The organism is Pseudoxanthobacter sp. M-2 (assembly GCF_046156265.1).
Classification (GTDB): domain Bacteria; phylum Pseudomonadota; class Alphaproteobacteria; order Rhizobiales; family Segnochrobactraceae; genus CAMDHY01.
In genome coordinates this window covers 1-1,517 of sequence record NZ_JAWDIR010000039.1, presented here as the reverse complement: position 1 = coordinate 1,517, position 1,517 = coordinate 1, and the positions used below count along the sequence as shown (strand labels likewise).

General features: G+C 65.0%; 2 protein-coding genes. Both read right to left on the bottom strand.

Features of this window, described 5'->3' with window-relative positions:
* Positions 1–342: 342 nt before the first annotated feature.
* Positions 343–738, bottom strand: a complete 396-nt coding sequence (locus tag RUR49_RS17625) for a hypothetical protein (protein WP_409147714.1) — start codon at positions 736–738, stop codon at positions 343–345.
* Positions 738–1,517: recombinase family protein (locus RUR49_RS17620; RefSeq protein WP_409147713.1), on the bottom strand; the 780-nt coding region annotated here is incomplete at its 5' end. The genes RUR49_RS17625 and RUR49_RS17620, both read right to left, overlap by 1 nt.

Genomic DNA, 1,517 nt, shown 5'->3' with positions numbered 1-1,517 from the left:
TCTTATACCCGAAGTCGTCCCAACGATCCTGCTGAAGCACTACTGTAGTAGCGGCACTTGGTGTGTTGCGCGATGGCGCCACGACCGAAAAGTCCAACTTGATCCTCCGCTGACCCCGTGCTTAGCGCGGATGCACTCGGCTTAGAAAGAATACAGCTTCTCGGCGTAGCAGCCAAGAAAACTTGGTCTGAGCGAAAGCGAGAACGGGTGTCCTTGTCCCCGCCAGAGAGTCCCTGGGTCGAACGCTCACAAAGAGAGAACCCGCCTTCTGCCCTGTCGAGCGATTAAATATAACCGGGCATCAACGCCAACAATGGGCGCGAAGCAGCCGTCCGGCCGCGGTCAAAGACCCTGCTCGCTCCACGTCACCGGGAACGGCTCCATCAGACGGTCAAGCGTGACGCGCTCCGGATCATGCCGTCCATCGAGGATCGCCTCGACGACGTCGGGCGCGAGCAGGGTCAGGCGGAGGACGCGCGCCACGTAGGACGGGTTGATGTTCTCGGCCTCTGCGAGGTCTCGCACCGTTTGGAACCGCCCAGCATCCAGCATCTTGTGCCAGCGATGGGCCCGAGCGAGTGCCTTCACCATCGCGTTGTCGACGCGAGCCCGCGGTGGCGCCCACGCGTCGGCCCCAGTCGGAGAGATGACGAGTTTCCGCCCGCCGCGCTTCCTGAACGTCATCGGCACGGTGACGGTGAGCGAGCCGGCGTCGCTGTGGATTGTACCCTTTGCCATCAGGCAGCCTCCCGCCGGTCGATGGGGGAGCGAAGCTCCGCGAGCAGCGCCGTCAGGCCACCGGTGCGAAGCCGGATGGTGATGCCGTCCGTCTTCACGTCAACCCGCTCGACCAGCAGCTGGACGAGCCGCGCCTGCTCGGCGGGGAATAACTCGTCCCAGGTCGGGTCGAGCCGCTCGAAGGCCTCGCGGACTTCCGCCTCGGTGATCCGGTCGTCGTGCTGCCTCGCCGCCATCAACGTCCGGACGATCAGCTCCGGTGCGCGCAAAAGGCCGCGAAGCTGCTCTACCACCGCCGCCTCGATCTCTGCTGCGGGCAGACGCCGCACCGGGCAGGTCTCCGGTCCGCGCTTCAGCACCGACTGCGTGACGTAGTATCGGTAGAGCCGATCGCCCTTCCGGGTGTGGCTCGGCGACATCGCGTCACCGTTCGGCGAGAAGATGAGGCCGCGCAGCAGCGAGGGTCCGGAGAGCCGGGTCTTGTTCGCCCGCGTCCGCGGGCTCTCACCCATGATGGCGTGGACTCGGCTCCAGAGGTCGGGGCCGATGATGGCCTGATGCTCGCCGGGATAGGCGACGCCCTTGTGGACGGCATCGCCGATGTAGACCCGGTTGTTCAGCAGCTTGTAGAGCGAGCCCTTGTCGAGGCGATGCCCGCGGCGACTACGGATTCCCGCAGCCGTCAGTTCCCGCATGAGCAGAATGATCGAACCAAGCTTCACGAAGCGGTCGAAGATGAATCGGACCGAGGCAGCCTCGTCCTCGCGTACGACCAGCTT

Coding starts and splice junctions, on each gene's coding strand:
- RUR49_RS17625 (WP_409147714.1), bottom strand. CDS start 738: ATGGCAAAGGGTACAATCCACAGCGACGCCGGCTCGCTCACCGTCACC.